The organism is Paraburkholderia madseniana (assembly GCF_009690905.1).
Classification (GTDB): domain Bacteria; phylum Pseudomonadota; class Gammaproteobacteria; order Burkholderiales; family Burkholderiaceae; genus Paraburkholderia; species Paraburkholderia madseniana.
The window spans coordinates 1-21,977 of record NZ_VOSW01000039.1 but is presented as its reverse complement, the minus strand read 5'-3'; the positions used below and the strand labels follow the sequence as shown (position 1 = coordinate 21,977).

The following is a 21,977-nucleotide window of genomic DNA, read 5'->3' as shown; positions in this document are numbered from 1 at the left end:
CAAGCTTAGTGAGGCAGCCGGACGTTGAACCTGAACGTCGCCAGCCTCGCGAGCAGGATAAAAGCGGTAGCGATCAACACGCTATAAACCGTATCGACGTCCATATAGTCCAGCAGCACGTACAGCCAGCACCCCACAAAAGCGCATGTCGCGTACGGCCGCGAATCACGCAAAATCAGCGGCACCTCGTTGCACAGCACGTCGCGAATCACGCCGCCGAATACGCCGGCCAACACACCCATCATCACCGACGTGAACCACGGCATCTGCGCGTCGTGCGCGATCGACGTGCCTGAAATGCTGAACAAACCCAGCCCGATCGCATCGGCCACCAGCAGGACCCGCTCGGAGAGCAGGCGCGACGTCATCTTCAGGAGCGTTGGCGCAAACAACGACATCACGAAGATCGCGATGAGATAGGTCTGATGCTCGACCCAGTAAAAGGGCCGCCGCTCCAGCAGCACGTCGCGCAAGGTGCCGCCGCCGAAGGCCGTCGCGACAGCCACGAGGAAGGTGCCCACGGCGTCGAGCCGGCGGGTCCTCGCTTCGATAAAACCGGAGATCGCGTACGCGAAAATAGCCAGCGCTTCCATGATGGTCAGCGCCAGCGTCAGCCTCGGATGGATCACCGGGACTCCGTCAGGACTTGGGGGAAGCCGGCAATACGCCCGGCTGTAACAGCACGACCACTGCACCCGCGCCGCCGTCATGCGGACGCGCCTGACAGAAAGCGATCACCTCAGACTTCTGCACGAGCCACGCGCGCACTTTGCCCTTCAATACGGGTTCTTTCCCGATCGACCCGAGGCCTTTGCCGTGAATCACGCGCAAACACCGCAGGCCACGTTTCACCGATTCACGAATGAACTCGGCCAGCGCCTCGCGCGCTTCCTCGCGACGCATGCCGTGCAGATCGATTTGTGCCTGCACGATCCAATCGCCGCGCCGCAGTTTGCGGACGACTTCCTGGCTCACGCCGGGACGGCAATAGGAGAGCGTTTCGTCGGTTTCGAGCAGGATCTCGGGATCGAACTCGTCGGAGATCGCTTCATGCAGCACGGCTTCTTCGTCGAGTTTGGTTTGCACCGGCAGCGGCGACGGAGGATTGCGCGGCAAGCTGGCGCGCGGCGGGACCGCCAGTGGCGCAACTGCGCCGATTTCGCGGCGAAACAGATCGGCGTCCGCCGACGCTTCGCGTTGCGCCGCCGCTGCAGCCGCGCGCTCACGTTCACGCCGTTGCGTGTCGCCCTTTAACGCATCGCGCAACGCGCCGAGGCCGGCTAGACCTGCGGCCGGCTCGATCTTCGGTTTGACGGCGGGTGCGGATACCTCGGGCGCGGGCTGGGCAACGGCACGCGCGCGCTTCGGTTCGCTAGGATGGGGCTGATTCTTCGGCATATCGCTAATACACAGAAAAGTAGATCGATCGCGCGAATCCGACGCGAACAGGATGCAAAAAAGGCCGCTGGCTTCTCAGCCGCGGCCTTCTATCAAGCAGGCGGCCGGGCCATGCCCAGCCGCCATTTTACCGTTGCGCTTATGGTTACAGATGAGGTTGCAGATCAGCGGTCGGCTTCGGCGCTCATCACGTGCTCACCAATCTCTTCGATGGTTTCCAGGTAACGCTGCGCGTCGAGCGCGGCCATACAGCCCGTGCCTGCGCTGGTGATCGCCTGACGATAGACGTGATCCTGCACGTCGCCCGCCGCGAACACGCCCGGCACGCTGGTCGCCGTTGCGAATCCGTTCAGACCGCCCTTGGTGATGATGTAGCCGTTCTTCATCTCCACCTGGCCTGCGAAAATGTCCGTGTTCGGCTTGTGGCCAATCGCGACGAAGATGCCTTGCAGCGCGATGTCCGTGGTGTCGCCGGTTTGCGTGTTCTTGATACGCAGGCCGGTCACGCCGGACTGGTCGCCGGTCACTTCGTCGAGCGTGCTGTTCCACTTGATCTCGACCAGGCCTTCCTTTTCTTTCGCCAGCAGACGGTCGATCAGGATCGGTTCGGCGCGGAACTTGTCGCGGCGATGGATCACCGTCACCTTCTTGGCGATGCCAGAAAGATAGAGGGCTTCCTCGACTGCGGTATTGCCGCCGCCGATCACGGCCACATGTTGTTGTTTGTAGAAGAAGCCGTCGCAAGTGGCGCAAGCCGACACGCCCTTGCCCATGAACAATTCTTCAGACGGCAGGCCGAGATACTGCGCCGATGCGCCGGTCGAGATGATCAGCGAGTCGCAGGTGTATTCGCCCGAGTCGCCAATCAGGCGGATCGGCTTCTCATCCAGCTTGGCCGTGTGGATGTGGTCGAAAATGATTTCGGTGTTGAAGCGCTCGGCGTGCTCCAGGAAGCGCTGCATCAGCTCCGGGCCTTGCACGCCGTTGCCGTCTGCCGGCCAGTTTTCGACGTCGGTCGTGGTCATCAGTTGGCCGCCCTGGGCGAGACCCGTGACGAGTACCGGCGACAGGTTGGCGCGTGCCGCGTAGACCGCTGCCGTGTAGCCGGCGGGACCGGAACCGAGAATCAGAACTTTGGCGTGTTTCGTGGAAGTAGCGGGCATGATCGAAATCCTTTTACGGCGCCCGGCTCGCCCATGCGAGGCCGCGCGACTTGAGCTGAAACTATAGATGGGTATCAGAGCGGCATTATAAAGGGCGGCACGCCGGCCTGCTCCATGAAGCTTTCCGATCGTGGCGATAGCGTTGCTGCGGGCTTCGGCGGCCTTTCGTGTGGTCGATCGGCTAAGTTACCGTCATTTACAGCCTCGCGTGAGGCACTGCGTTTACAATAGGCCGCATCGATGGATCCGGCAGCCGGGACCGGGTCTGGAGCCGCCTTAAGCGCCGCTTCGGGCCGCGACTCCAGCGGCAAATCGGCCACACAAGCAACAGGATCAATGGCAAAAGCTCCCTATTCCGCGAGCGCGCAGGCATTGCCGCACCGCATGTCGCGCCTTTTCACCGAAATCCGCTGGATCTTGCAGGTCGCGCTCGGCGTGTTCCTGCTCATGGCGCTCGTCAGCTACAGCCGGCACGATCCGAGCTGGACGCATGCCGCGCAGGTCGACCACATCGCCAACTGGGCGGGCCGCGTCGGCGCGTGGACGTCCGACATCCTGCTGCTGCTGTTCGGGCTGTCCGCCTACTGGTGGATCGTGCTGCTCGGCCGCCATATCTCCGCCAATTACCGCCGCATCACTCGCCACGAGGAACTGCAGGATGACGCGCCGCGCGATGCCGGCTGGCTCGCGGACGCGTTCGCGTTCATGTTGGTGTTGCTCGCCTGCGACGGTATCGAAGCGTTGCGCATGTGGTCGCTGAAAGTGCAGTTGCCGCGGGCGCCGGGCGGCGTGATCGGCGAGGCGGTGGCGCGCGGCATATCGCATGCGCTCGGCTTCACGGGCGGCACGCTGGCCCTACTTATCGTGCTCGGCATCGGTTTGTCGCTGTATTTCCGTTTTTCGTGGCTGTCGGTGTCGGAAAAGGTCGGCGAGTCGATCATTTCGGCGGTCACTTTCGCCAAGCTGCGCCGCGAGGCCGGCCGCGACCGTAAATTGGGCGAAGCTGCCGCGGTGAAGCGCGAAGGCAAGGTCGAAAAGGGCCGCGTGCGGATCGAGGAGCACGAGCCGGTCATGATCGTGCCGCCCATCGTCACGCCCGCCAAATCGGAACGCGTCGAGAAAGAGCGGCAAGTGCCGCTGTTCACGGACCTGCCGGGCGACTCCACCTTGCCGCCGATCTCGCTGCTCGACGCAGCGCCGGCCGCGCAGGAAACCATTTCCGCCGATACGCTCGAATTCACCTCGCGCCTGATCGAGAAGAAGCTCAAGGACTTCGGCGTCGAAGTGAGTGTGGTCGCCGCGTATCCGGGCCCGGTTGTCACGCGTTATGAAATCGAGCCGGCTACTGGCGTGAAGGGCAGCCAGATCGTCGGTCTGGCGAAGGACCTGGCGCGTTCGCTGTCGCTGGTGTCGATTCGCGTGGTCGAAACGATTCCGGGCAAGAATTTCATGGCGCTGGAGTTGCCGAACCAGCGCCGTCAGACCGTGAGTCTCTCGGAGATTCTCGGCTCGGCGGTTTATGCGGACGCGGCTTCGCCGCTCACCATGGGCCTCGGCAAGGACATTGGCGGCAAGCCGGTATGCGCAGACCTCGCGAAAATGCCGCACTTGCTGGTGGCCGGTACGACCGGCTCGGGCAAATCGGTGGGTATCAACGCGATGATCCTCTCGCTGCTCTACAAGGCGAGCGCCGATCAGGTCCGCATGATCCTGATCGATCCGAAGATGCTCGAAATGAGCGTCTACGAAGGCATTCCGCATTTGCTGTGTCCGGTGGTCACGGACATGCGCCAGGCGGGTCACGCGCTCAATTGGGCGGTGGCCGAAATGGAGCGCCGCTACAAGCTGATGAGCAAGCTCGGCGTGCGTAACCTCGCCGGCTACAACAACAAGATCGACGAAGCCGCCAAGCGCGACGAGAAGCTGCCGAATCCGTTCAGCTTGACGCCGGACGATCCGGAGCCGCTGTCGCGTCTGCCGAACATCGTCGTCGTGATCGACGAACTGGCCGATCTGATGATGGTGGTCGGCAAGAAGGTCGAAGAACTGATCGCGCGGATTGCGCAGAAGGCGCGCGCGGCAGGCATCCACTTGATTCTGGCGACGCAGCGTCCGTCGGTCGACGTGATTACCGGCCTGATCAAGGCCAACGTGCCAACGCGCATGGCCTTCCAGGTGTCGTCGAAGATCGACTCGCGCACGATTCTCGACCAGCAGGGCGCGGAATCGCTGCTCGGCATGGGCGACATGCTGTACCTGCCGCCGGGCAGCGGCTTGCCGGTGCGTGTGCACGGCGCGTTCGTGTCGGACGAAGAAGTGCATCGCGTCGTCGACAAGCTCAAGGAGCAGGGCGAGCCGAACTATATCGAGGGCATTCTCGAAGGCGGCGTGACGGGCGAAGGCGACGAAGGCTCCGCGGGCGCAGGGGGATCCGGCTCGGGTGACGGCGAGGCCGACCCGTTGTACGACCAGGCGGTCGATGTGGTGCTGAAGAACCGCCGTGCGTCGATTTCGCTGGTGCAGCGGCATTTGCGCATCGGCTATAACCGCGCGGCGCGCCTGCTCGAGCAGATGGAGAACTCAGGCGTGGTGTCGGCGATGTCATCGAACGGCAATCGAGAGATTCTTGCGCCGGCGCGGGAAGCGGAATAGGCAATCCATACGGCTAGTCCACCGGACCAGCCTCAAAGCACCGCGTATAAGCCCCGCTTAAGGCTTTGTGCTTAAGCTGTGACCCAAGGCTGAGGGCTCGTCCCTCGGCTGCGCGGTTCAAGCCAGCCGCCACGGCCACCCGGCCGCTGCCCACAAAGCCCGCCGCTGTGACCGCCCAACAAATTCAATCAAGGGAGAAAACACCATGCAGCTATTCGCGCAGCAGCACGCTCGACAGAGTGCTCAACCCAACCGTGTCAGCCAACTCGTTCGTACGATCGTACGTGGCGTCGGCAGTGTCGCGATCGGAGCGTCGATGCTCGTCGCGTCACAGGCATTCGCGAGCGGCACCGAGCAACTGAAGGCATTTGTCGCGCAAGTGCATTCCGCGCGCGGTACCTTTGTGCAGCAGGAAGTGCGCGCGCCGAGCAAGGCGCAAGGTGCAAGCGGCGCGAGCGGCGTGCTGTCCACGGCTGGCAAGACCGGCACATCAAGCGGCACGTTCACGTTCGCGCGTCCCGGCAAGTTCATCTGGCAATACGAGAAGCCTTATGCACAACTGCTGCAAGCCGACGGCGACAAGCTGTACGTGTACGACAAGGATCTGAACCAGGTGACGGTGCGCAGTCTCGGCGGCGCGCTCGGCGCGAGCCCGGCGGCGATCCTGTTCGGCAGCAACGATCTGGACAAGAACTTCACGCTGCGTGACGCAGGCGTGAAGGCCGGCATCGACTGGCTCGAATTGACGCCGAAGGCGAAAGACACGCAGTTTCAGCGCGTTGGCATCGGCTTCAAGGACGGCAATCTTGAAGCGATGGAACTGCACGATGTGTTCGGTAACGTGACGCTGCTGACGTTCTCGAACATTCAGAAAAACCCGCCGCTGCCGGCCGATGCATTCAAGTTCACGGTGCCGAAGGGCGCGGATGTGATCAACGGTTAAGCGGGTTGTTGCAGTAAGCTGATTTGCAGGAAGGCTGCGCATGGAGCGCAGCTTTTTCATTGCCGATTGCCGATTGCCGATCGCGCTGCGCGCCCGACGCGCTATTCGCCCTTTCCGAACCTGCGCCGGCTGAGCAGAACCGCTACTCATCCACTTCCAGCACCTGCACGGGATGCGCAGCCTTCATATCGTCGATAAACGCTTCGACAATATCCGTCCGATGTTGCCGCGCCCGCGTGACCATATGAAACGCCACCCGGTACTTCATCTGTGCGGGATTCAACGCGGCCAACAAGCCTTGCTTCACGAACGGCGCCGCGAAATGCCCCGGCAAATAGCCAAGATGATGCCCCGACAGCACCAGCATCGCGACCGCTTCCATATTGTCCGCGAGCGCGGTGACGTTTTGCGGCGTGGTCGAACTTTCGGCTTCGGGCAGCGGATAACTGCGCCACGCCCATTCGTGAGCCGCGGCTTCGGCAGGTGACACCTCGCCGGCAGAAGCAAACAGCGGATGCCCCTTCGCGCAATACGCGAACTGATCTTCGGCGAACACCTCGGTGTATTCGAGCGACGGCACGCGATGCCAGAAATAGCCGATGCCGATCTGAATGCGGCCGTTCAGCAGCAGTTCTTCGAGTTCACCCGGCGAGCGCACCAGAATCGAAAACCGCACCGACTGATCGCGCGCCCGAAACCGGCCGATCGCGTCGCTGATGCGCGCGCTCGCCGATACCGGTGTGTGGCCGATCATGCCAATATCGAGCGTGCCGACCAGTTTGCGGCCGACATTGCGCGCCTGCATGCCGAAAGTATCGACGGCGGACAGTAGAGCGCGGGCTGCGTCGATAAATTGCTCGCCGCGCGCGGTCAGGCTGAAGCCGCCGCGGCCGCGTTCGCACAGCCGGTAGCCGAGGCGTGTTTCCAGCGTGGCGAGTTGTGTGCTGATGGTCGACTGGCCGACGTTGAGCGTGGCCTGGGCCGGCGAGACACCGCCGGCGTCGACGATGGCGAGGAAGACGCGGATCAACCGCAGGTCGAGATCGGTGAGTTGGGAGAACATACGGCAGGATACATCGCTACGAATCAATGTGAAGTTTATTCTGTTCGTATTTTAACTTGCGGGAAACTGCTCAAGAATCGAGATTCGCCCGGCAAGGTGCGCTTTTTCTATTGATCCTTCGGCCGGTTGCACGTATTTGCTTACTGCCCCTCTTTTCATTGCCGAGACACGATGAATACTTCCTCCTTCATTTCCCCCGATGCCGGTGAACGGCCGCAGCCGCTGTCCGGCAACGCAATGCCCCGCTGCGGCGGCATTGCGACGATGATGCGGCTGCCGAACGTCGGCTCGGCCGAAGGGTTCGACGCCTGCTTCGTCGGCGTGCCGTTCGATCTCGGCACCTCGAACCGCACCGGCGCGCGCTTCGGGCCGCGCCAGATCCGCAGCGAATCGGTGCTGCTGCGTCCGTACAACATGGCGACGCGCGCCGCGCCGTTCGATTCGCTGCGCGTGGCCGACCTCGGCGACGTCGCGATCAATCCGTACAACCTGCACGATTCGATCAAGCGCATCGAAACCGCCTACGACGAAATCCTCCAGCACAACTGCAAGCCGATCACACTGGGTGGCGACCACACGATCGCGCTGCCGATCCTGCGCGCGATTCATCGCAAGTACGGCAAGGTCGGTCTGATTCACGTCGACGCCCACGCTGACGTCAACGACACGATGATGGGCGAGAAGATCGCGCACGGCACGCCGTTCCGCCGCGCGGTGGAAGAGGGCTTGCTGGACTGCGACCGCGTCGTGCAGATCGGTCTGCGTGGCACGGGCTACGCGGCTGAAGACTTCGACTGGTGCCGCGATCAGGGCTTCGAAGTCGTGCAGGCAGAGGCATGCTGGAACCAGTCGCTGGCGCCGCTGATGGCACGTGTGCGCGAACGCATGGGCGACGGTCCGGTGTACATCACGTTCGACATAGACGGTATCGATCCGGCTTTCGCGCCGGGTACGGGCACACCGGAAATCGCCGGATTGACGGTGCCGCAGGCGCTGGAAATCATTCGCGGCTCGCATGGCTTGAACATCGTCGGCTGCGATCTGGTTGAGGTCGCGCCGCCGTACGATCCGTTCGGTACGACCGCGTTGCTCGGCGCGAATCTCGCGTTCGAATTGCTGTGCGTGTTGCCGGGTGTCGAGTATCGGGCGTCGAAGCGGTGAACTGACCACGATTGATGGCGCATGAAGAGAAAAGGCCTGCATTTGCAGGCCTTTTCTGTATTGCGAGGATGCTTGCACGACTCAAGCGTATGCAGTTTTCCGAGTCGACACCAGCGCCAGATAACACACCGCGCCGATCACCAACGCGGGCAAGGTAGCGCCCAGATTCGGCAGCCATTGATTGATCGCCTGATACGCCACGATCCCGATTGCCCACGACGCGAACGCGCTCAAATGCCAGCCGCCCGAGAAGCCATAGCGGCCGCGCACGTCGCCGAGCACGGCGGCTTCAATGCGACGCTTGCGCACGATGAAGTGATCCACCAGCACCACGCCGAACAGCGGCGCGAACACCGAGCCGATCAGTAGCAGGAAGTTCTGATACTTCGCCATCGGCACGAGCAAGGCGATCGCCGTGCACAGCGCGCCGAACGCCGCAGACAACAACGGCACGCTGCCGCGCGTCCAGAACGTGCCGGTCGAGACCGCTGCGGAGTGGATGTCGGCGAACGCGTTGTCCACTTCGTCGATCAGGATCAGCAGCAGGGCGAGGCCGCCGCCTGCTTGCGCCAGCGCGCCGGTCAGCAGCGCATCGCCACCACCGGCCGCGAGACCGTAGATCGCACCGAGTGCGTAAAACCAGATGTTCGCAATGCCATAGCCGAGCAGCGTGCCGCGGAAGGTCTCGCCGGGGCGTCGGCCGAAGCGCGTGTAGTCGGCGATCAGCGGCAGCCACGAGAGCGGCATCGCGACCACCAGATCGATTGCGCCGCCGAACGACATCTCGCCGGTGCCCGGACGGCGCATCAACTCGGCCAGATCGTGTTTGGCAAGCAGATTCCACGAGAGCCACGCGGCGCCCGCCAGCAGCAGCCAGATGCCCCACGTGCGCAAAAACCGCCGCACGAACGACAGCGGGCCGCTGATCGCCAGCAGCGTCGCGAGCAAACCGAAGATCACGGTCCAGATCAGCGGCATCGAGAAACCGAAGGCCTGTTTGGCGAGCGCATCGGCGGAATCGCGCATCACGATCACCTCGAACGAGCCCCAGCCGACCAGTTGCACGGCGTTCAGCACAGCAGGCACCGAAGCGCCGCGCACACCGAGCGTCGGCCGCAGCGACGACATCGCCGCGAGCCCCGTATCAGTGCCGATCACGCCGGCCAGCGCCAGCAATACGACGCCGATCACGCTGCCGATTACGATCGCCAGCAACGCATGCGGTAGCGACAGCCCCGGCACCAGCAGCGCGCCCGCCTGCGCGACCAGCAGGCCGATGCCGAGCGAGAACCAGAGCGCGAAAGCGTCGCCGGTGCGGAACGCGCGGCGCGAGTCGGGCACCGGCGTGAGCGGTGCGTAGGTGGAACCGGCGTCGCCGGCGAGTGGATCTTGTGCCATCTAATCTTGTCCCTGTGTCGACCGGAGTTAGCGCTTTAGCTGTCGACCAGAGTTTGCGCTTTAGCGCGTTACTCCGGTCCCATGCAAAGCTCTTACTCCGGTCCCATGCAACATAGTTGCGGTTGGTGTTGCCTCTAAATTCGCGTGCGATGCCGGTGTTGCCGGCCAATCCGCGCGCGATGTTAGCCTGTCAGGCTGTCGGCGAGATTACTGGCTAGTCGGCGCGCTCATCGCCCGAGCGCCGTCGCTGTCATAATGCGTGACGTTGCCCGCACTCTTGCGTGCCGGCTTTGTTCATCCGGCAGCACGCCGCCTTCACACGGACCGCGTCCGGAAAAGCCGAGATTATCCCCAAAACGTCATGTTTGAAGAAACCCGTGCCAATGTTCCGCTCGCCGAACGCCTGCGGCCCCGCAATATCGACGAAGTGATCGGCCAGAAGCACCTGCTCGGCCCGAACAAGCCGTTGCGGGTCGCATTCGAATCCGGCGAAGCCCATTCGATGATCCTCTGGGGCCCGCCCGGCGTCGGCAAAACCACGCTCGCGCGGCTTATGGCCGACGCGTTTCATGCCGAGTTCATCGCGTTGTCCGCGGTGCTCTCGGGCGTGAAGGATATCCGCGAAGCCGTCGAGACCGCGCAAATTCATCGCGCGAACGGACATCAGACGCTCGTGTTCGTCGACGAAGTGCATCGCTTCAACAAGAGCCAGCAGGACGCGTTCTTGCCACACGTCGAGTCGGGCCTGTTCGTGTTCGTCGGCGCGACGACCGAGAATCCATCGTTCGAGGTGAATAGCGCGTTGCTCTCACGAGCCGCCGTCTACGTGCTGAAGAGTCTCACCGACGAAGAACAACGCGAGCTGCTCGACCGCGCACAGAAAGAACTCGGCGGCCTCACGTTCACCGACGAAGCCCGCGACGCCCTGATTGGTTCCGCCGACGGCGACGGCCGCAAGCTGCTGAACAACCTGGAAATCGTCGCGCGCGCGGCGGCCCAGCAGAAGAGCACCGAAATCGACGGCGCTTTGCTTGGCAGCGCGCTCGCCGAGAATCTGCGCCGCTTCGACAAAGGCGGCGACGCATTCTACGACCAGATCAGCGCGTTGCATAAATCGGTACGCGGCAGCAGCCCGGACGGTGCGCTGTATTGGTTCTGCCGCATGCTCGACGGCGGCGCGGACCCGCGTTATCTCGCACGGCGCATCGTGCGCATGGCATGGGAAGACATTGGCCTCGCCGACCCGCGCGCGGCGCGCATCGCGCTCGACGCCTCCGAAACCTACGAACGCCTCGGCACGCCTGAAGGCGAACTGGCGCTGGCGCAGGCGATCATCTATCTGGCGGTCGCGCCGAAGTCGAACGCGGGTTACAACGCGTACAACGAAGCGCGCCGTTTCGTGAGCAAAGACCAGTCGCGCGGCGTGCCGGTGCATCTGCGTAACGCGCCGACCAAGCTGATGAAGGAACTCGGCTACGGTCACGAATACCGCTATGCGCACGACGAACCTGATGCTTATGCCGCCGGCGAGACCTATCTGCCGGACAACATGCGCGACCCCCATTGGTACGAGCCGACGTCGCGCGGTCTTGAAGGCAAGATCGGCGACAAGATGGCGCGTCTGGCCGAGCTCGACGCGCAGTGGCGCAGCGAGAACAAGCCGAAGAAGGGCTGAGCCTTTTCGCCTGGGCTTCTGCGGCGGTTTCAGATGCCGTGTCGCCATTCCGCACGTCTTGACCATCTACCGCCCCGGCCGCCCGCGCCGGTGCGCTAAAATCGCTGCTTCATACAACGAACACCCGCCCCATCCCATGCTCGACATCCAGTTGCTGCGCAAAGACCTCGACGGCGTCGCCAAACGCCTCGCCGACCGCGGCTATACCCTCGACGTGGCGGCCTTTGCCGCCCTCGAAGCGGAACGCCGCGACACCCAGACCCGTACCGAAGAGATGCAGGCGCGCCGCAACACTCTGTCGAAGCAGATCGGCGGGATGAAAGGGCGGGGCGAGGATACGTCGGCGCTGATGGCCGAAGTGGGCGGGATTGGCGACGAGATGAAGGCGTCGGCGGCCAAGCTCGACGATATCCAGAAGCGTCTGTCCGACCTGCTGCTCGGCGTGCCGAACCTGGCGCACGAAAGCGTGCCGATGGGTCAGGACGAAACCGGGAACGTCGAAGTGCGCCGCTGGGGCACGCCGCGCCAGTTCGATTTCGAGGTGAAGGATCACGTCGACGTCGGCACGCCGCTCGGCCTCGACTTCGAGACCGGCGCGAAACTGTCGGGCGCGCGTTTCACGTTGCTGCGCGGCCAGATAGCGCGGCTGCATCGCGCGCTGGCGCAGTTCATGATCGACACGCACACGCTGCACCACGGCTATACCGAGGTGTACACGCCGTATATCGTGAATCCGGAGATTCTGTACGGTACCGGCCAACTGCCGAAATTCGCCGACGACATGTTCCGCGTCGAGAAGGGCGGTGACGAGAACACGGTCACGCAGTATCTGATTTCGACGTCGGAAATTTCGCTGACGAACACGGTGCGCGACAGCATCGTCGAAGCGGACACGTTGCCGATCAAGCTGACCGCGCATTCGCCGTGCTTCCGCTCGGAAGCGGGCTCGTATGGCCGCGACACGCGCGGGCTGATCCGCCAGCATCAGTTCGACAAGGTCGAAATGGTGCAGATCGTCGCGCCGGAAGCGTCGTATGACGCGCTGGAGCAGATGGTCGGCCACGCTGAGGCGATTCTGCAGAAGCTTGAGCTGCCGTACCGTGTGATTACGCTGTGCACTGGCGATATGGGTTTTTCGGCTGCCAAGACGTATGACCTGGAAGTGTGGGTGCCTGCGCAGAATACGTATCGCGAAATCTCGAGCTGCTCGAACACGGAGTCGTTCCAGGCTCGCCGGATGCAGGCGCGCTTCCGCAATGCGCAGGGCAAGCCGGAGCTGGTGCATACGCTGAACGGTTCGGGGCTGGCGGTCGGCCGCACGCTCGTGGCTGTGCTGGAGAATTTCCAGAACGCGGATGGTTCGGTGACGGTGCCGGTGGCGCTGCGTCCTTATCTTGGTGGGGTGGAGCGGCTGGAAGTGCCGGCGGCTCGATTGGCGCCGGGCTGATGCAGCGGCTAAGGCCGCTGCCGATTGCCAAGTCCCTTTGAAATTTTTTGGCCGAGGGGCTTGGAAATCGGATTCAGCTGTTCTATAATCTTTCTCTCCCAAGCAACGACCCGCTTGGATCTGACGAAATAGCCTTGTTGCTGTGAGTTGGAAGACCCGGAAAGGTGGCAGAGTGGTCGAATGCGCTGGACTCGAAATCCAGTGTACCTTTAGGGGTACCGTGAGTTCGAATCTCACCCTTTCCGCCAAATTTAGAAAACAGGCCCTTCGGGGCCTGTTTTCGTTTCTGCCCGCGAAAAAGAGCCGTTCTTTTGAGCAGGGTTCGCCGCGTGTTGCCCCCACGCATCTTGCACACGCGTGGCGGTCTGCGGGTGGTTTGCCGAGTTGAAGGGAGGCATGGCTGAGCTTGCCGCTGAGCGCGAAGGCAAGATAACTCTGCGCAAGGTCGATGTCGAAATGCCGGACGTCGTACAGGGCCCCGCTGAAGAGATAAAGACGCGGCGAGAAGGCCTACATGCGTCGCAAGCCGCGATGGCGCGCCGGCTTCGTGTCAATCCCACGTACCTACCAGAACTGGGAGCAAGGGAAAGCAAAGCCGAATGCTCAGGCTGCTGTCTTGATCAAGCTGGTTGAGAAATACCCAGATACGTTGGCAATGTACGCTTCTCTTTAAGAACCGCCTTTGGGCGGTTTTTTATCGCGTGTAATTTTTCACCAAGCCTTTGTTTAGCGGATGCACTCGCTAGTCGAACCTGAACAATCCGGAAGCTCTTGTGTGGTGAGGCTTTACGGTCGAAATGGTGTATGGGAATTGCAGGGACCTGACATATTGATACATGAAGCTACGGCCTCTTTATGCCTTCGTTGTTGCTGCCTTGCTCAACCTCAGCAATGCCGCTGATGTGATGGCGTGACGCCGGTTGCACACAAGGCGAATTGTTCAGGGACGACTATTGAATTGCCTCTTGCGCATCGACTGTCCTACTAACTGATTCATTGCTAGTCGAATATTCGAAACATCGCTAGATCGTGAGCAGCTAAGAGAAAGAGCAAAGCGTATTGCGATTCGCTCAGCAGTTGCGGCCATTGCGTTATATGTTCCTTGGCCGTCCGGGACCGCGCCCCGCTGTCGTCGTGAGTCGCGCGCACCGTGACCGAGATTTATCTACCCAGCATAAAATCTGTTAATTCATGTCATGAAGTTGACTTGGAATTGCAGCACGGCTGATATGATCAGACTAGGCCCTCCCTTTTTGTGCCCGGTCAGCTCGCCGGAAATGGCCCATCTATATTTCATCAAACTCGTGGCGTGGCCCGGGAGCGTGCCAGTGGCATGGTGAATTTCGTATCGAGAATGGACATTGCCGGTAAATCGATCGACTACCGGGTCGCTAAAAGTCTTCTCTCGCTCACGACAATACGCACGTAAAAAGTAACTTGGGGTGGAAATGGATGCGCAGGATATTGTGAGAGCCATTCAGGGCGGGCTGATCCAGCAGGACCGTTTGTTGAAACTGGATACGCCGCTCGGGAGCAGTGTGCTGTTACCACAACGGGCGGTGGGCTGGTCGCGAATCGGGCGGCATTTCGAATTCACGCTCGACGTTCAGTCAACAAACGGCAATATCAAGCTTAAAAAACTGATCGGCCAACCGGTAACCCTTTGGCTTCAGCAGGCGGATAAATCCTATCGTCCCTTTCACGGCTATGTATTCGGCGTGCGGCGACTAGGATCAGACGGCGGATTAACCAGCTATTCGATCCGTTTTGCCTCGTGGATGAATTTCCTCAAATTCCGCCGCGACCAGCGTATCTGGCAGGATAAGTCCGCCGACGTCATCCTGACCGATGTGTTCAATGCCCACCCCCAAGCGAAAGGCCAGTTTCAGTTCAAACTCTCGACACCGTTACCGCCGAGGTCTTATTGCACGCAATATGAAGACGACTGGAATTTTGCTCATCGGCTGATCGAAGAGGAGGGACTGTTCGGCTTCTGGACACAGGGCGAGGATGGCAAGTCGCATACGCTGACGATTACGGACCGGCTCGACACGTTTGAACCGCTCGCCCCGCAGACGGTGCAGTTTTCCCGCTACGGTACGAGCAGCGAACTGGACGCGCTGGTTCACTGGTCGAGCGAACGCACCCTGCACAGCGCGGTGCTGACAACCCGGACAGCCGATTACAAAAGCCCGTCGTCGCTCGCCAATCCGAAAGGCACCAGCATCCCCACGGTGTCGCACGAATTGCCGGACGAGCTGGAAGTCTACGAATACACGGGACCCTATAGTTACCAGAAGCAGGAACGCGGCGAGCACCTGTCGAAGATTCGCATGGAGCAATGGGAGTCGGAGGCGAAGCGGTTTTACGGTGTCGGCGGTGTGCGCGGCATCGACGCCGGGCGCTGGTTCGAACTCACCGGGCATCCAGAGCACGACCCCGACGCTGCCGACAGGCGGCAGTTCGCGATCATCGAAACGGTATGGCTGATTGAGAACAACATTCCGGCATCGAGTCATCATGCGAACTTCCCGCACAGCCTGCAAAACCGGTTAGCCCAGGCGCGTGAAAGCGCTCAGGACAGCCCGGCTTCCAGCGGGCCGCACGCGGATGGCTCAGGCGGTTTTTTCCGCGTCGAGATAGAGGTCCAGCGCAAGTCCGTCCCCTATCGTAGCCCGTTCGAACATCAGAAACCCGCCATGCAGTTGCAGACGGTGACCGTGGTGGGACCGGGCGGGCAGGAGGTCTATACGGACGAACTGGGCCGCGTGAAAGTGCAGTTTCACTGGGACCGCGTCGGCCAGCGCGATGACAGGAGTTCGTGCTGGGTGCGTGTCGCGCAGCCGTGGGCAAGCGGCGGCTTTGGCGGTATCCAGCTACCGAGAATTGGCGACGAGGCGGTCGTATCGTTTCTCGACGGCGATCCAGACCGGCCGCTCATCACGGCGCGCGTGGGCAACGGCGCGAACCGGCCGCAGTGGAACCTGCCCGACCAGCACATGCTGTCGGGGTTCGTCAGCAAGGAAATCGGCGGCAGCCAGAACAACGTCTGGTTGAAGGACGACACCACTGGGCAGGTGCAAACGCAGATACGTAGCGATCACCTCGAGTCGGGCCTGCACGCGGGCTATATCACGCGGGTAAGTGAGCCGTCCGGTCGCGGCGAGAAGCGCGGTGAAGGCGTGGAGCTGCGCACCGATGGGAATGCAGCCGTGCGTGGCGCGCGCGGGCTGCTGCTGACAACCCATCCGCGCTCGGGCGCAACCGGAGACGCGTTCAGCGTCGATGAGGTGAACCTCCAGTTGGCGAGCGCCCAGGATACGGCGGCGAGCCTCGCGCAGTCGGCTCAGACAGCGGGGGCACAGGATGGCGAACAGAAGGCAGTCGCCAGTACCCTGAAAGCTCAAGCAAAAGCTATCCAGGGCGGCGGTGCGCTAAAGCAGTTCGAGCAGCCGCATCTCGTGATGGCAAGTCCCGCAGGTGTCGCCACCAGCACGCCGGAGCAGATTCATCTGAGCAGCGGCAAGACCACCTCGGTCACAACCGGCGAGCACGTATCGATCAGCACAGGCGGCGGCTTTTTTGCCAGCGCACGCAAAGCGTTTCGCCTGTTCGTCACCGAGGCAGGCATGCGACTGATTGCGGCGGCAGGCGACATCGATGTGAAGGCGCTAAAGGACAGTATCAACCTGCTGGCGAAGCTGAACGTGACGGTGACCGCGACCAAGATCACGATCAGCGCGCAGCAGGAGGTCGAGATCAACGGGGGTGGCAGCTATACCCGCTGGACAGCCGGACAGATCAAAAGCGGTACGTCAGGCGGCTTCGAGGTGCACTCGGCAAGCCGGATTTTCACCGGACCGGACAGCGTGAGCACACCATCCATTCCTGCGCTGCCGCCGGAGAAGGAGCAACTGCATTTCGCGCTCGGAGCGTTGCCGGGCGAAGCGCATCAGTTCGCCAGTGAACCCTATGACCTCTACAAGGGCGGGGCAAAGATTGGCGAAGGCGTAACAGACGAATTCGGACGTGTCGTAGTGAAGGATCATGAGCTCGGCACGCCGGCGTATCAGGTCCAGCTTGCCAACGGCAGTCACTACGATCTGAACGTCAAGGATGCCCTTCAAGGCGATCCTGACCATGCCGACCAGCGGACCAATCGCGGCGAACGGCTGGCCTGATGCAATACATCCAGACACACTGATGACAAGGACCTGAACGTGGCCGACACCCTACAGTCCCAGAATCCGGCAACCGTCGCGATTGACGAACAGACCCGTACCGCGCAGGGGTCGGTGCAATGGTTACTGGAAAAACGCCAGGATATCGCGCCGATTACCTATGAGAACACGCTCGATTTCATGATCTGTGGCGAAGATGGATTCAGGTCGATCGCGAACGACCTGAAAAATGCTAAATCGACCGTGGAGATCATCTGCTGGGGGTTCGACCCAGGTATGGAACTCGTGCGCGGCGGCGACACGTGGCCGCGCGGGCGAACCTATGGGGCGTTGCTTGAAGAGATCACGACCCGCAAGGAGAACCCGGTTACGGTCAGGTTGATGGTCTGGTACGCCGAAACTGCCTCGGCCAAACAGAACAACGTACCCGGCTACTCCGACAATGGCCACAATCCATTCACCAATCCGGCGGCCTGGATAGTCGGCACTTCGTCGTCTCCCTACGACAGCAAGAAGCGCCAGGAATACTGTATTCAGTGGTGGAAAGACAATCTGCCGAAAGGCAATGTCAGCGGGAAAAATCCGCGTCTTCAGGTTGCATTCCGCTCCATCGAAACCGCCGATGCCCAGCACGCACTGGCCGACGAGGAGGACAAGCCGGTTTACGTGGCGGGGAATCCGGCTGATGAAACCGGTCTGATGGAAAATTATCCGACGCATCATCAGAAACCAATCCTTATCGATTACGCCTACGAAGAAGGGCGTTACGCAGTGGGTTACGTCATGGGACTGAACTCAGTGACCGACTACTGGGACACCACCGCCCACAAGATCGACGACCCGATACGGGAGGCGTTAGCCAAGGGCAAGCTCAAGGACGAGCAGGCGCACGAGGAGGCGACGCAAGGGCAACCCGCGACGAAAGGCTACGTGCACGGCAGACCGTACCAGGACTACGCGTGCCGCGTGGTCGGTCCCGCGCTCAAGCGGTTGCATCATAACTTCGTGAGCGACTGGAACATCTTCGCGCCAGACCATAAGGTCAACGAGCTGACGGACATACCGGCCAACATCCCGAAGGCGCCCAAAAATCCGGCACACGGCGTACAGATCGTTCGTACCCATCCGCGCGAGAAAGACAAGACGATCAAGGAACTGTACTATCAGGCGAGCAGTTTCGCCCGCAACTACATCTACATCGAGAACCAGTATTTTTTTTACCCCGCCTTCGCGCGTCAACTGAAGAAGACGCGGCAAACATTCTGCGAGGCCTGGGCGGCAAAGTCGGGCAAGCCCGTTTCGCAGATGCCGATGCTGCATCTGTTCATCGTTATCCCTCATCCAGAGGACGACGGGATGATTCCGCGCACGTATGACACGCTCACCGAGCTTGGCGCGAGCGACGGAATGTCCGCGCAGCGGAAGTACGTTGATGACGGCAATATCAGCCAGAACTATGCGGACGCAAAAACTATTACTGATACCGTCCAGACGCCGGACGGCCCCATCAGCACTGAACGCAAGGTGCTAGACCGCCCAAGCGCGCAGCAGCTTGCAGCCACAACTGGAATGAAAGTGAGTGTTGCCCGGTTGCGCACGAGCGGCCCGCACGGCGATGGCATGGCGTACCGCGAAATCTATATCCACTCCAAACTGATGATCATCGACGACGTGTTCCTTACGGTGGGTAGTGCAAACCTGAACCAGCGCAGCATGTCGTCAGACAGCGAAATCAATATCGGTGTGACCGGACTGGAATATGCTGGTTCGTTGCGCCAGGAGGTCTTCAGTCTGCATTCGGGCGGCGACATTCCCGGTAGTGGTAGCCCTACCGATTTGCCGGACGTTTTCAAGGCGTGGAATAAACGCATGGCACAAAATCGCGACATCCAGTTGGCGGGAAAGCAAAAGATGACAGGGTTTCTCCTGCCCTTCGAAGATCAACGTGCCACGAACACAATGCACGCCTCGGTGACGATGCCGTCTTCAGGAAATGCGGAATATGCCTAACATGTATCGATTCCGTATTGGGCTCATCGCCCTCGTTCTGCGATTTCTGGTCGCTAGCCTCGGTGTAATGGCCGCTGGCGCGCAGGCCAGCCCCTTTACTGCCCTCACCAGCAAGCTGAGCATCTCCATGTCCGACCTGCCGCGCTACGAAAAACTGCCGCTGTTCAATCCGCACCGCAAAGCCTTCACCTGCGTGTACCAGGACCAGCACCTCCCCCCTCTCGATCCGCAGGCCGAACTGTGGTTCCAGCAGGCATTGGCTCTCGATGATCCGAATGTCTATGTCACGAAACGTGACTACCCGAAGATTTATCAGTTGTACATGCAAGCGGCTGAACGCAATCACTGGAAGGCCATGCTCAATCTCGCCTCGCTGATTCTGAGCGACAATCCGGGCGTTCCGGAACACGATCCGGAAGCGGCGATTCGCTGGGTAGAGAAAGCGATGAAACTGGGGGTTCCTGACGCGTACGACATGATGGGCAGTTATCACCAGAACGGGATAGTCAAAGGCGGAAGTGCTACAAGCGCTTATGCTTTCTTCCAGCGCGCCGCCGATATGGGCAGCCCCTCCGCGCAGACCTTCCTGGGCTATAAGATGGCGGGTACCTATGACGACCCAGGTGAAGGGTTTTGGGGCAACTTACCCATTGCGACTCAGATGTTGGAGTGTGCGTTTGCGCAAGGCTATGGGGATGCCGCCGAAAAGCTGAGCCTGATCTACGCACGTCCCAATACCCCGGAAGCGAAGTTACGGGCACTCAAGATTCTGCACGAAGGCGTCAAACTTGGAAGTGCAAAATCCGCAAACAGTATTGCTCCCGAATTCAACGGCCTGGGTCTTAACGATGGCACCAATCTCGTCGGCCACATTGACAAGGCCCGTGCCCAGCGTTACAGCAAGCTTGGCGACGCGCTGGAGTTTTATGGTGGCCGTCTGAAGCTTCCCAATCTCGACAAGGTACTGCCCCTGCCTCCGGCCCCTTTGCCCAAATGGGACGGCGACGTGCAGACATTGATCGACGGCGCAAAGGCCGTGACACCACCGCCCAAACCGCAACAGGGCGCAGCACTGCAAGGGCGCGAATTCATTCCGCACGGATACGCTGTGTCGTCGGTGGAACAAAGCACGATGGCGGTTGCGGGCAACCAGATCGTGCCGCGCGACGGCTACTGGCTCGCGCTATACGGTCCAGCATCTGCTCCCAAGACCCAACTGATTCCCGCCCGCCGGAACACACCGGAGCGCTACCAGGCGGGTGAGCGTTTCGAGGCATCGTCTTCCGGCTGGCTCACCGCCGAACAGGTGCAATGGCATTACCTCGGTGAGGCCTATGTCCTACCCCCACAGCGGGACGATTTCCTGAAGCACATGATTGACGCAGGGTTCCTGCGCGAGATTCCGCAACCGGCTTCGCAAGTCAGGTGCAGTGGACAGCAGCGCTGTCCCCAAACCGGCATATGGGAAGGCCATGTTGCCAGCGATCATCCGATGGCCGTGCTGTACAACCGGTGGGATCAGCAGGCGTTCGTCGAGAAAGATCACGCATTTCCGCATCCCGGTGAGCGTTTCATCGACGCGGCGATCGCCGATGTGCAATGGACGTATCTTGGCAGTCCGAACGCGGAAACTGGCATGGCCGGTGTACGCGAGATCGATTTGTGATTAAGTCGGATCGGCAGGCCGTAGCACCGGCCAAAGTTGGAGGAAGTTGATGGTTCGTCAGGTCATTGTGGTTGGCGATACGCTGGCCCCTCACGGAGGCACCGTTACGACCGGTTCGAATGCCGACATCGTGGACGGCAAACCGGTTGCCCGCAAGGGCGATACGGTCGAGTGCAAGGAGCACGGTACCCAGACGATCGCGGAAGGTGACGGGAACAGCATGTTCGGTGGTGCTCCGGTTGCACTGCACGGGCATCGTGCGACGTGCGGCTGCACGCTGGTGAGCCGCTGTTCGACGGTGACCATGTCTTGACCTCGGGCGCAGTGGCGAGGAGTAGCACAACAACTTGTTCGATTGCGTCCAGCCTAATAGGCATTGCTTCGCGTCGCGCTTCACACTTGAGCGGTTGGACGCCGTAATCCTCGTTCGAGGAATTGACGTTCGGTGGCGCTCCTGCGAGGGCCACCGAGGCATCCTTAACGTACGTTCTTGCCGATCTGCGGTCGTCGGAATCGTGATGATGGCGGCCAAAGCCGCCATCATCTACTTAGTGCTTCGTTTCACTGGCAGGCGCGAGGCTGAGAGCGACAGCCTTGGTTTTGTCATCATGTGAGCAACAAGCCACTATGTGTCCCGTCAGCATGCCCCGATACAAGTCCACATCGATCTTTGCCCGTCTCTCCGACTGACTGGCAATGCCTTCCAAAGCCTCGACCAACTGCGCATTGTCTTCGGGTGACCATTCGCCAATCCGGATCGACTGCGCAATCGCCGCCAGCCGTCCAAACTGCTGCACATAGAAATCCCCAGCGCTAGCCGCTGCGTCGAGCAGCCCTTCGATGAACTCATCGCGCGTACGGGGTTTGGAAAAAGAAGAGGGGGTATTCGAAGTCATAAAAGCGCTCCCGATGGGTGATCAAAAAGCGCCCGCATCCGCTGTCATCGGGTGAGCGGGCACAAGACAAGGTTGACAGACCGGTACCCATCCACCGGCAGACCCCGAAAGGTCTCCTTGCCATGGCCCGCCCATAGACGTGCGAAGGCAACACACATGAAAACGCCGCTTGCGCGGCCTTGTGCGGATGGGGTGATTGTCGGGTAGCAGCGGCGCATTGCTGCGCCGCCGCCCCCTAAGAACCGGACGTGCGAGTCACCTCGCATCCGGCTCAAGCCATTCTTCAGCACCAGACCGTGGCACCGAACAGTTTGATGGAGCGGT

At 61.1% G+C, this 21,977-nt stretch carries 16 protein-coding genes and 1 tRNA gene; 11 read left to right on the top strand and 6 right to left on the bottom strand.

Going from position 1 to position 21,977, the window contains the following annotated elements; translation table 11 throughout:
• Nucleotides 1–5 precede the first annotated feature (5 nt).
• From FSO04_RS20910 to trxB, 3 genes are all read right to left on the bottom strand, one after another.
• Entirely contained in the window at nucleotides 6–626 is a 621-nt protein-coding gene (locus tag FSO04_RS20910) for a trimeric intracellular cation channel family protein (protein WP_168435769.1), read from the bottom strand.
• 13 nt (nucleotides 627–639) lie between these two features.
• Nucleotides 640–1,398 (bottom strand): Smr/MutS family protein, encoded by a 759-nt coding sequence (locus FSO04_RS20905; RefSeq protein ID WP_154562054.1) that lies wholly within the window; start codon nucleotides 1,396–1,398, stop codon nucleotides 640–642.
• A 164-nt stretch (nucleotides 1,399–1,562) separates the two neighbouring features.
• Entirely contained in the window at nucleotides 1,563–2,561 is a 999-nt protein-coding gene (gene trxB / locus FSO04_RS20900; protein WP_154562052.1) for a thioredoxin-disulfide reductase, read from the bottom strand.
• Nucleotides 2,562–2,897: 336 nt separating this feature from the next.
• On the opposite strand from trxB, the gene FSO04_RS20895 reads away from it, so the two are divergent.
• Nucleotides 2,898–5,213, top strand: a complete 2,316-nt coding sequence (locus FSO04_RS20895) for a DNA translocase FtsK (RefSeq protein WP_154562050.1) — start codon at nucleotides 2,898–2,900, stop codon at nucleotides 5,211–5,213.
• A gap of 205 nt (nucleotides 5,214–5,418) precedes the next feature.
• On the top strand, nucleotides 5,419–6,156 hold the full coding sequence (lolA, locus tag FSO04_RS20890) for an outer membrane lipoprotein chaperone LolA (RefSeq protein WP_154562048.1): 738 nt from the start codon (nucleotides 5,419–5,421) through the stop codon (nucleotides 6,154–6,156).
• Nucleotides 6,157–6,298: 142 nt separating this feature from the next.
• Here lolA and FSO04_RS20885 read toward each other — a convergent pair whose 3' ends face one another.
• Nucleotides 6,299–7,219 carry a LysR family transcriptional regulator gene (locus tag FSO04_RS20885; RefSeq protein WP_097391679.1) on the bottom strand — a complete coding sequence of 307 codons (921 nt, stop codon included), beginning with the start codon at nucleotides 7,217–7,219 and terminating at the stop codon, nucleotides 6,299–6,301.
• 171 nt (nucleotides 7,220–7,390) lie between these two features.
• On the opposite strand from FSO04_RS20885, the gene speB reads away from it, so the two are divergent.
• Nucleotides 7,391–8,380: an agmatinase gene (gene speB, locus FSO04_RS20880; RefSeq protein ID WP_154562046.1), complete on the top strand. Its 990-nt coding sequence runs from the start codon at nucleotides 7,391–7,393 to the stop codon at nucleotides 8,378–8,380.
• Between the two features lie 81 nt (nucleotides 8,381–8,461).
• On the opposite strand, the gene cytX is transcribed toward speB, so the two are convergent.
• Complete coding sequence (cytX, locus tag FSO04_RS20875) at nucleotides 8,462–9,778, bottom strand: putative hydroxymethylpyrimidine transporter CytX (RefSeq protein WP_154562044.1); 1,317 nt, start codon at nucleotides 9,776–9,778, stop codon at nucleotides 8,462–8,464.
• 361 nt (nucleotides 9,779–10,139) lie between these two features.
• On the opposite strand from cytX, the gene FSO04_RS20870 reads away from it, so the two are divergent.
• From FSO04_RS20870 to FSO04_RS20835, 8 genes are all read left to right on the top strand, one after another.
• A complete protein-coding gene (locus FSO04_RS20870; protein ID WP_154562042.1) occupies nucleotides 10,140–11,453 on the top strand; it encodes a replication-associated recombination protein A in 1,314 nt (437 codons plus the stop codon).
• A 136-nt stretch (nucleotides 11,454–11,589) separates the two neighbouring features.
• Nucleotides 11,590–12,900 (top strand): serine--tRNA ligase, encoded by a 1,311-nt coding sequence (serS, locus tag FSO04_RS20865; protein ID WP_154562040.1) that lies wholly within the window; start codon nucleotides 11,590–11,592, stop codon nucleotides 12,898–12,900.
• A 158-nt stretch (nucleotides 12,901–13,058) separates the two neighbouring features.
• Nucleotides 13,059–13,148 (top strand) — tRNA-Ser (locus FSO04_RS20860).
• Nucleotides 13,149–13,296: 148 nt separating this feature from the next.
• Nucleotides 13,297–13,533 (top strand): hypothetical protein, encoded by a 237-nt coding sequence (locus tag FSO04_RS20855; RefSeq protein ID WP_233464935.1) that lies wholly within the window; start codon nucleotides 13,297–13,299, stop codon nucleotides 13,531–13,533.
• 815 nt (nucleotides 13,534–14,348) lie between these two features.
• On the top strand, nucleotides 14,349–17,081 hold the full coding sequence (locus tag FSO04_RS20850) for a type VI secretion system Vgr family protein (protein ID WP_154562038.1): 2,733 nt from the start codon (nucleotides 14,349–14,351) through the stop codon (nucleotides 17,079–17,081).
• 39 nt (nucleotides 17,082–17,120) lie between these two features.
• Nucleotides 17,121–19,091 (top strand): phospholipase D-like domain-containing protein, encoded by a 1,971-nt coding sequence (locus FSO04_RS20845; RefSeq protein WP_171924998.1) that lies wholly within the window; start codon nucleotides 17,121–17,123, stop codon nucleotides 19,089–19,091.
• A gap of 1 nt (nucleotide 19,092) precedes the next feature.
• Nucleotides 19,093–20,757 carry a tetratricopeptide repeat protein gene (locus FSO04_RS20840; RefSeq protein ID WP_233464934.1) on the top strand — a complete coding sequence of 555 codons (1,665 nt, stop codon included), beginning with the start codon at nucleotides 19,093–19,095 and terminating at the stop codon, nucleotides 20,755–20,757.
• 49 nt (nucleotides 20,758–20,806) lie between these two features.
• Nucleotides 20,807–21,070, top strand: a complete 264-nt coding sequence (locus FSO04_RS20835; RefSeq protein ID WP_154562036.1) for a PAAR domain-containing protein — start codon at nucleotides 20,807–20,809, stop codon at nucleotides 21,068–21,070.
• Between the two features lie 235 nt (nucleotides 21,071–21,305).
• Here the strand turns inward: FSO04_RS20835 and FSO04_RS20830 are convergent, their stop codons facing one another.
• Nucleotides 21,306–21,653, bottom strand: a complete 348-nt coding sequence (locus FSO04_RS20830) for a hypothetical protein (protein ID WP_154562034.1) — start codon at nucleotides 21,651–21,653, stop codon at nucleotides 21,306–21,308.
• Nucleotides 21,654–21,977: the final 324 nt, after the last annotated feature.

What these genes read in the sequence shown, in the direction of transcription:
- FSO04_RS20905 (WP_154562054.1), bottom strand. Translation starts at nt 1,398, where the DNA reads ATGCCGAAGAATCAGCCCCATCCTAGCGAACCGAAGCGCGCGCGTGCC.
- trxB (WP_154562052.1), bottom strand. Translation starts at nt 2,561, where the DNA reads ATGCCCGCTACTTCCACGAAACACGCCAAAGTTCTGATTCTCGGTTCC.
- FSO04_RS20895 (WP_154562050.1), top strand. Translation starts at nt 2,898, where the DNA reads ATGGCAAAAGCTCCCTATTCCGCGAGCGCGCAGGCATTGCCGCACCGC.
- lolA (WP_154562048.1), top strand. Translation starts at nt 5,419, where the DNA reads ATGCAGCTATTCGCGCAGCAGCACGCTCGACAGAGTGCTCAACCCAAC.
- FSO04_RS20885 (WP_097391679.1), bottom strand. Translation starts at nt 7,219, where the DNA reads ATGTTCTCCCAACTCACCGATCTCGACCTGCGGTTGATCCGCGTCTTC.
- speB (WP_154562046.1), top strand. Translation starts at nt 7,391, where the DNA reads ATGAATACTTCCTCCTTCATTTCCCCCGATGCCGGTGAACGGCCGCAG.
- cytX (WP_154562044.1), bottom strand. Translation starts at nt 9,778, where the DNA reads ATGGCACAAGATCCACTCGCCGGCGACGCCGGTTCCACCTACGCACCG.
- FSO04_RS20870 (WP_154562042.1), top strand. Translation starts at nt 10,140, where the DNA reads ATGTTTGAAGAAACCCGTGCCAATGTTCCGCTCGCCGAACGCCTGCGG.
- serS (WP_154562040.1), top strand. Translation starts at nt 11,590, where the DNA reads ATGCTCGACATCCAGTTGCTGCGCAAAGACCTCGACGGCGTCGCCAAA.
- FSO04_RS20855 (WP_233464935.1), top strand. Translation starts at nt 13,297, where the DNA reads ATGGCTGAGCTTGCCGCTGAGCGCGAAGGCAAGATAACTCTGCGCAAG.
- FSO04_RS20850 (WP_154562038.1), top strand. Translation starts at nt 14,349, where the DNA reads ATGGATGCGCAGGATATTGTGAGAGCCATTCAGGGCGGGCTGATCCAG.
- FSO04_RS20840 (WP_233464934.1), top strand. Translation starts at nt 19,093, where the DNA reads ATGTATCGATTCCGTATTGGGCTCATCGCCCTCGTTCTGCGATTTCTG.
- FSO04_RS20835 (WP_154562036.1), top strand. Translation starts at nt 20,807, where the DNA reads ATGGTTCGTCAGGTCATTGTGGTTGGCGATACGCTGGCCCCTCACGGA.
- FSO04_RS20830 (WP_154562034.1), bottom strand. Translation starts at nt 21,653, where the DNA reads ATGACTTCGAATACCCCCTCTTCTTTTTCCAAACCCCGTACGCGCGAT.